2 protein-coding genes are annotated in these 8,911 nt (G+C 38.4%); both read left to right on the forward strand.

All coding sequences use genetic code 11. From position 1 onward, the window contains the following. Positions 1-1,212 precede the first annotated feature (1,212 nt). Positions 1,213-6,153: a PAS domain S-box protein gene (locus tag AC3DU7_RS17490; RefSeq protein ID WP_488040596.1), complete on the forward strand. Its 4,941-nt coding sequence runs from the start codon at positions 1,213-1,215 to the stop codon at positions 6,151-6,153. A gap of 1,038 nt (positions 6,154-7,191) precedes the next feature. Next, on the forward strand, positions 7,192-8,370 hold the full coding sequence (locus AC3DU7_RS17495) for a hybrid sensor histidine kinase/response regulator (protein WP_488040597.1): 1,179 nt from the start codon (positions 7,192-7,194) through the stop codon (positions 8,368-8,370). The last annotated feature ends 541 nt before the right edge of the window (positions 8,371-8,911 follow it).

The raw sequence follows: 8,911 nt of genomic DNA on the forward strand, positions 1-8,911 counted from the left end.
CTGTTCCCTGTTCCCTGTTCCCTAGCGCGTAGCGCTATAACTCCGAAAATGCTGTAAGTCAATTCTCCTAATAAAATATTACGGCGTTGGTAATTTGAGGTACGATATCATGTCCGGAGAAGAGCGCGATAGAACTCAATTTTGCTGACGGATAGCTCCACTGAACGTGACGCTCCTCGAAAAACTTTCTCCTTCTTTCTTCACTCCTGACTCCTAAGTAATTAAGATTAATACCATACACTAATATCATGTCCGGATAATTAGTGATAAAAAAACTTTCTCCTTCTATTCTTCTTTCTTCTCTCCTGTTTGCGAAGCATTCCGTAGGAAATTCTGTTTGCGGAGCATTCCGCAGGAAATTCTGAGTAGTTTATTTATAACTGTTCAACCGGACATAATAATAATTTACCAACGCCAATATTACATTCTTAATTTTGACTTCCGTGAAACAGTATTATTACTGGATTTCTTCGTAGAATTTTGTCCAGTTACTTATTGCACTTTGGAAATGGATTGTGCTAAGATTTTTAGTATTTAAACTAAATATTATAGCGTTTCCCAAAGTTGTGAGGTACAGTTATCTTCTTGTCTTTTTATTCCCTGTTCCCTGTTCCCTATTCCCTCAAACCTAAAACTTTGTACCTCATAAGTATGGGAATTGCTATAATAAAGAAAAAATAGGAGATTGAGGCACTATTTAGATAAATTAAATCGAAAAACTTTTTGGTACTCCAAGTCTATTTAAATCTTAAAGCATTACAGCACTTTGCGCGGATAGTGAGGTACAGTTTATTAATTCTTTGTTGCCTCTCTTGGTCAGCATTCCCTTGCGACTAACGTCGTCGCGGGGTCTGATATAGAATCCGGTTAAATACTTATCGTATCTACAGAAGAAAGGCAGAGGGCAGAAGGCAGAAGGGAAAGAATAAGGTGAAAAGGTACAAAGTTTTTCATCAACTAGTTATCCAGATTCCATCTCATTCCTAGTCATATACATATACTATATAACCAGATTCTATATGACCGCTGTTGCCTAAAGTCTTAAATTTTTGTACCTCACTAACTCCGAAACTGTTGTAAATTCGCTTACTCATTCATTATCTAAAGTTTTGGGATATTAATGCTCACATCTATTGCCTTACCCTCAACTCATACCTTGATTCATCAACGCCCAGCAACGGCAAGATAAAACAAATATAAACGTTTAGCTTTATGTTATCTCCTATTTCTGATAATTCCCCAGATATAATGATTAAGTCAGCGATCGTCAAGAATCCATTAGTAGTTTCTCCGGATCAAAAAGTCAGTGAAGCGATCGCTCAGATGGGCAATGTGGATTCATTCTGTAGCACTACTCAAGCTGAAAATTATAACATAGATAGTCTGCACAGGCAAGCACGGGCTAGCTGTGTAGTAGTAATAGAAGAGGCAAAAGTAGTAGGTATTCTAACCGAGCGGGATATAGTACGTCTGAGTATCCAGAAACCTAACCTCAATGCCTTGGTTATCAGAGAAGTAATGACTTCTTCTATTTTGACGGTGAGAGAGTATGAGCTTACTAACTTATTTTTAATAATCAACTTAATCCAGAAACACCATATTCGCCATCTACCTGTCCTTAATAATCAAGACCAGTTGGTGGGAATATTAACCTATAGCAGTTTGTGCCAATGTTCTCAACCCTTTGAACTGATGAAACTACGGTATGTTGCAGAAGTAATGACCGATCAAGTAATCTCTGCCAGACCAGACTGTTCCCTGTTAGAGATCGCCAAGAAGATGTTTACCCACAAGGTTAGTTCTGTTATCATCGTAGAATCTAATAATCAAACAACTTCTGCACTCTCTGCTGATGCAGATTTTCTAATCCCTCTGGGCATAATAACCGAGGGAGATATTGTCCAATTTCAAGCATTGGACTTGCTGTTGGCAGATTACAGAGCTGAAACAGTGATGAGTACCCCTGTGTTTGCAGTTAACCCAGAGGACTCACTGGGGTCAGTACAGCAGTTGATGGAACAAAAAAACATCAGCCGGGTGATGGTGACAGGGAAGCAGAGTCAGCTACTGGGGGTTGTGACTCAAAGCAACTTGCTAAGAGCTATCAACCCTGTAGAAATTTATAAGTTAGCCAAAGTTTTACAATCTAAGGTAGTGAGCTTGGAAGCAGAAAAAGTAGCTTTACTAGAAAGTCGAGCTAGTAAGCTAGAGACAGAAGTCAAAACCTTAAAGAGTGAACTTAAACAAGAATTTGTCCAGCGCCAGAAAGTTGAAGAGCAACTAAAGGCAAGCGATAGTCTCTTATTAAATAACCAGAATATACTTTCACCTAAGAAGAGTATCTTAGCACAAATCCAGACAAAACTTCAAAGTACCAAAGCAAAAAAATATAAGAGCGATAACGACCAGATAGAAGTTGTGGTAGTTGAAGATAATCCTGATGATGTTGATACGATCGAGCACTTTTCAAAAAAGGAGAACTCCTTTAATGTTGTATTTTTTGATCTGTTAGAAACTGCTCTCATCTATCTCCACAACCATAAGCCAGATGTTGTCATTCTCGATTTACACCTACCAGATAGTCAAGGTTTAGCTACTCTGCAAGCTGTTGAACTTGCTGCGCCTACAGTGGCAATTATTGTCTTAACTAGCCTAAGTAATCATAATCTGGCTGTAGCTGCTATGGAGCAAGGAGCCCAAGATTATTTAGTCAAAGATCAAATTTCTCAGGATAATTTAGTGCGATCAATTAACTATGCCATTTACCAGAGAAAATTGCTTCAACAATTGCAGGAGTTATTTGATAATGCTAATAACTTAATTCATAGCGTTAGGATAGAAGATGGTAAGTTTGAATATGTTAACAAATCTTGGCAAGAAACTTTAGGTTATTCATCAACAGAAGTTGCAACTCTAACAATCTTTGATATTCTTAGTCCAAGTTGCTACCAACCTTGGTTGAATTTGATGAATAAAATACAACAAGGAATTCCTCAAACTGATGCTGAAACTGATAGTATTGAGTTGAGATTTATTAGTAAAGAGCAAAAGGAAATTATTGTTGAAGGCAGCATAACTTTTGAACCAAGTAATTATCCCAAAGTAAGTCGCGGTATATTCCGGGACATTACAGAACACAAAGCGATAGAGTCTGAGCGTCGCAAACTAATTCAAGAACTATCAAATTTAAGAGATGCCCTTGATAAATCAGCAATCTTTGCGATCACAGACACCAAAGGTATTATTACTTATACTAATGACAAATTTTGTGAAATCTCTGGCTATTCCCGATCGGAATTGCTTGGCAAAACCCATAAGGTTGTTAATTCAGGTTTCCATTCTGTTAGTTTTTTCCAGAATTTATGGCAAACTATTACAAAGGGTAAAATCTGGGAAGGTGAAATTTGTAACCGAGCTAAAGATGGGGGTTTATATTGGGTTCATAGTACGATCGCTCCCTTTTTAAATGACAAGGGCGAACCCTATCAATACTTAGCCATCCGCTTTGATATTACCGAACAAAAACAAGCAGAAGTCTCTCTTGCTCAGAATAACCGTCTCTTGCAGAGTGTGACTCAAGCTCAGGCTCAGTTTATTACAGCACACAACCGTCCCGATATCTTTGAGGTATTACTTTCTAGTTTACTAGACTTGACAGACAGCGAATATGGCTTCATCAGTGAGGTAATATTTCAGGATGATGGCAAAAGAGTGATGGGAGATACATTCTTGAAAATTCGAGGGGTTCCCGACCTCCAAACTTATACTATTAGTAATATTTCCTGGAATCCAGCTAATCACAAATTCTACATAGAAAACTATAAAGAGGGTATGGAATTAAGCAATATCAATACCTTGTTTAGAGAAGTGCTGATTACAGGTAAACCAGTTATTGCTAATAATGCTCGCACTGACCCTGACCAAGATGGAACACCAGATGCTCATCCGCCTTTGAACTCTTTTTTAGGGTTGCCCTTTTTCAGTAGCTCTACTTTAGTCGGCATAGTAGGTATTGCTAATCGACCAGAAAGCTATGATAATTCAATGCTTGAGGCTTTAAACCCTCTTTTAGTTACCTGTGGTAATCTAGTTGAAGGCTATTGTCTGGCTAGACAAAAAAAACAAGCAGAAGCAGAAATAGCTCAACAGCTCGCAAGTATTGAAGCTGCAGTGGATGGAATTGCGATTATTAAGAATGGTTTTTACCAATATGTAAACCCTTCTTATGTTAAGATGTTTGGCTATGAGAATCAAGAAGAGCTACTGGGCAAAAGCTGGAAAATAATCCATTCTGCTGAGGAGTTAGAAAAGTATGATCGAGAATTTTTTCAACTATTAAAACAAAATAATTCTTGGCATTTAGAAAAATTTGATCGAGAATTTTTTCAACTATTAAAACAAAATAATTCTTGGCAGGGAGAAATAACTGCCTTTCGCAAAGATGGTAGCATCTTGACTGAACAAATTTCCTTGACCCTCTTAGAAAATGATCTGATAATTTGCGTTTGTCAAGATGTCACAGAGCGCAAACAAGCCGAATTAGCTTTGCAGCGATATAGTCGCGAAGTTGAAGACCTCTATAATAAAGCTCCCTGTGGCTATCACTCCCTGGATGCAGCAGGTATCTATGTAAGGATAAATGACACGGAACTAAAATGGTTGGGTTGTACTCGTGCAGAAGTTTTAGGTAAAAAGAGATTTGTTGATTTCCTCACCCCAGAAAGTCAAGAAGTTTTTTGGGAAAACTTTAACCAGTTTAACACAAAAAGCTCTCTCGATCGTCAGGAATATCAGATAATTACAGGAGATGGATCGATTCGCTGGTTTAGTGTAAATACCATCGCGATGAAAGATGATGCAGAAAACTTGATAATGACGCGCTCTACTATGTTTGACATTAGCCTTAGCAAAGCTGCTGAAGCAACACTACAACGCACCAACGTGAAACTAGCCCGTGCCACCAAGCTCAAAGATGAATTTTTAGCAAATATGAGTCATGAACTCCGTACTCCTCTCAATGCAATCTTGGGCATGACCGAAACGCTTCAAGAACAAGTCTATGGAGAAGTAAATGAGCGCCAACAAGATGCCCTCAAGACTATTGCCAAAAGTGGAAAACACCTCCTGCAACTAATTAGTGACATTCTCGACTTGGCTAAGATTGAGTCGAAGCAAGTAACACTGAATTGTCAGCCGACCAAGCTCAATCAACTTTGCCAGGATAGTCTGATTTTCATCAAACAGCAAGCTTTCAAAAAACGAATTCAAACCCATCTTAAAATCCCCCCTTCCTTGCCTGAGTTGAATGTTGACGAACGCCGTATCCGTCAGGTTTTGATTAACTTACTCAATAATGCTGTTAAATTTACGCCAGAGGAAGGCTCCATTAGCCTACAAGTTACTGTAGAAGCAGAAGCTAATCAAGAAAATTTGTCTAGCACTGAAGTATCTACCAACAATAGTCAGACATGGGTCAGATTTTCTGTCATTGATACCGGAATTGGCATTAGTCAGAAAAATATAGAGAAGTTATTTCAACCCTTTATTCAGATCGATAGTGCTTTAAACCGCCAATATTCAGGGACGGGTTTAGGTCTATCTCTAGTGAAAAAGATTATAGAGTTACATGGGGGTAAGTCAGGAGTGACAAGTAAAGAAGGGGCGGGCAGTCACTTTTGGTTTGATCTACCCTGTGATAATTCACTGTTTAAGTCTACTCCCAACTTATCTAGAGATTCTCTTGCTTCTACCGAAGTAACTTCTAATTCACCTCTTACCCCTTGTCGCATCTTGCTAGCAGAGGATAACTTGTCCAATATCAAAACAATTTCTGGCTATCTGGCAACCAAGGGATATCAGGTGATAACTGCCCATGATGGAGAAGAAGCGATTAATATGGCAAAGTCCGAACATCCAGATTTAATCTTGATGGATATTCAGATGCCAAAATTAGATGGTCTAGAAGCTATGAAACAAATTCGTCAGGATTCGGCGATGAAAGATATCCCTATTATTGCCCTCACGGCTTTAACTATGCATGGAGATCGAGAAAAGTGTCTAGATGGAGGGGCGACAGATTATCTTAGTAAGCCTATTAGCTTGAGGCAATTGACAACGATGATTGAAAAAATAGTCCTTAATTCCAATAAATAAAAATAAATCTGACTGCCACGAGGCTTTATAGCGCTACGCGCAAGTCAGAAGTCAGAAGTCAGAAGTCAGAAGTTAGACATCTCCAGAAAAGAGGGAACAGGGAACACCGGAGCTGGGAACAGAGAAGAATAATTGATAATTTCTGGATAATAATTGATTTTATTTTTAATTTTTGGAGATGTCTGTTAGAAGTAATCCCTGACGCTCGTTTGAGTGTCTATAATTGCCCTAACCTATTTGCGTAATGCTATAATATCATGTCCAGTTAAATAATTAGGGTTTGCTGAAAAAGTCTTTTTTAAGGAGTAGGGGAGTAGGGGAGCGGGGGAGTAGGGAGTAGGGGAGTAGGGGAGAATTTTTTTGCCCAACTTATGCGCCAGAAATGCCAAGTTTTTGAGCATGAAGAGCTGAAAACCAGGTACTTTTTCAAGACCTAAAAAGTCTAAAACCAATATCAGTAAATGCTTTAATATTTAATTAGCAAGCCCTAATTAGATTTTGGTGGAAGAAAGGCAAAGGGCAGAAGGGTTTCTTCCAATTTTAACCTAATTCTATACACGCTCCGATGCTACCGGACATGATATAAACCAAATTTTTAGGTAAAATGACAACTTTTAGAGTAGTATACTTTTGTTTGCAGAGTTAACTGCTATTATCAAAGAAACTATTAGGATTTTGGATACTGGGAGACTTCACTCAGTAATGTTGGCAAAATTCAGCCGATCTAGCACCTACTACCTAATACCAATTTGATAAATGTTTGCTACAAATACTGGAACTGTTTCTAGTAGTCAATAGTCAGTAGTCAGCTAGATTGAGCTGTTATTATCATTTTTGACTCTGAAATAATTCTCCAAGTGCTAAATATACATCTGACTTTAATCATTTTTGTTGACCAAACTATTCATAACATTCTTTTTTCAAATTGGTATAAAACATACGAAAAAGAATATCCAAAGTTAGTCAACTTATTTGAATGGCTGGTTGAATCACGAAATGGGATTTTCAACCCGGATTTTTAACGAGGAAAATCATTTAATGAAAAATAGTATATCAATTCTTATAGTGGATGATGAACCTGCAAATTTTGATGTGATCGAAGGCTTATTGCTAAATCAAGACTACGAGTTAAGTTATGCACCGAATGGTCAAGACGCTCTTGAGTCTCTGGGCACTTTTTTTCACCCCGATATAATTTTGCTAGATGTGATGATGCCCGGCATAGATGGTATAGAAGTCTGTCGCCAGATTAAAGCAATGCCAGAATGGCAGGCTGTGCCGATAATTATGATTACTGCTTTAACTTCTAAAGAAGACTTGGCTCGCTGCCTAGCTGCTGGTGCTGATGACTTTATCAGTAAACCTGTTAATAGTCTTGAATTGCGTGCTAGAGTTAATTCTATGGTACGGATCAAACAACAATATGACAAGATTCAAAGCTGGTCTAAACTACAGCACAGCACTATCCAATTGCTAGAGAGTAGTTTGACTGAGTTGCGCGGAAATCTTGCTAGCAGTTTATCCCATGAGTTGAACACTCCTTTAAATGGTATTTTGTCTAGTTTTCTTTTACTCAATGATTATCTTGATGAAATGGATGCTGAAGAGATTCAAGAGATTATAAATATTGGCACAACATCGGCAAAACGCTTGGAAAAAGTGACCCAAAGATTCCTAATTTATCTTTACTTGGAGTTAGAAACTTACAAATCCCCAGATGATCGGACTTTAGATATGGATCTTCAGGGGGCTGGAACAGAAACATCCTTGATTTCAGATATTGCAACTGTCAAAGCTAAAGCTTTCGATCGTTTCAATGATCTGAGTCTGGAAATTCAAGCTGCTACAATTAGGTTTACTTCTCAGCATCTTCAGTGGTTAATTGATGAGTTGCTAGACAATGCTTTTAAGTTTTCTGAGCCTCAAACTCCTGTAAAAATCTGTGGTCAAGTTGTAGATGAGGTATTTCAACTCAATATTAGTGACTGTGGACGGGGAATGACTCAAGAGCAAATTGATAAAATAGGAGCATTCATGCAATTTGAACGTTATAACTATGAACAGCAGGGTGTTGGTTTGGGATTGAAGATTGCTCAGAAGATCGTTGATTTGTATGAGGGAAAAGTCTTGATTTTCAGTATCTACCAACAAGAAACCACTGTTCAGATTGAGTTACCGATAAATTGTGGGTATGCGCCTCCTCTTTTAAGGGGATAATAAGCGGTCGCTCTTCGGAGCTTCCCGTAGGGTGGAATGGCGATCTTCGGAGCTGCTCTGATCAGAGCGGATCTCCGTTCCCTCCGGCACGCTTTCTGTTAGAAAAGCTTTGCGGTAGCAAACGCCATATCTCATCGACCAATAGAAAAGAGAATATTAGACATCTGGTGATAATCAAAAATTAAATCAATTCCATACGTATAAATCATCAATTATTTCCCCTCCTGGGAGGGGTTAGGGGTGGGTTCCCTACTCCCTCTTTTCCGGATCTATATTTTACCGAAAAATTGTGGGTATGCGCCTCCCCTTTTAAGGGGATAATAAGCGGTCGCTCTTCGGAGCTTCCCGTAGGGTGGGATGGCGAGGTTTCCTCGCCATATCCAATCGACCAAGAGATGAAAATTTTTCTTCTCTTTGTCAATCCTTTTCTTTTAAGGAGAGGTAATTATTCATTATTCATTATTCATTATTGAAAGTACTTTTTAGGGGCGTTGCTGATTCTGGGTATGATTTGATAATTTTATATTTTGGATTTTGTATT

The organism is Okeania sp., from assembly GCF_983059655.1.